This is a genomic window from Gallicola sp. Sow4_E12 (assembly GCF_052116305.1).
In the GTDB taxonomy this organism is placed as follows: domain Bacteria; phylum Bacillota; class Clostridia; order Tissierellales; family Peptoniphilaceae; genus JBQKLI01.
The window spans coordinates 1-339 of sequence record NZ_JBQKLI010000068.1 but is presented as its reverse complement, the minus strand read 5'-3'; the positions used below and the strand labels follow the sequence as shown (position 1 = coordinate 339).

Here is a 339-nt window from a genome sequence, read left to right as displayed (position 1 = left end):
AAAACTTCCAAGCAATCAAAGAATACAAAGGACAATAAAACAAAAAGAGAACTCGAATTAGAAGAAGAAAATAAACATCTACGAATAGAGAATGCCTTTTTAAAAGAATTGAGGAGATTAAGGTTAGCGGAAGCACGCAAAAAGAACGAATCGCAAGAGTCATCCATAATCTCCGAGGATCCTTCCAACTAAAAGACATTCTTGCGGTTTTAAAATTCCCTAAATCTACGTATATGTATTGGCAAAAACGCTTTAAGCGAGAAGATCCAGATCGTTTCTTTAAGAATAAAATCCTAGAGATTCGTAAAAAACACGAAAACTATGGATATCGCAGAATAC

Annotated in this window: 1 pseudogene; it reads left to right on the top strand. The window is 34.2% G+C overall.

The window, feature by feature from the left end:
* Positions 1-192 (top strand): annotated as a pseudogene (locus ACTQ46_RS11220) (IS3 family transposase); the annotation flags it as partial.
* Positions 193-339: the final 147 nt, after the last annotated feature.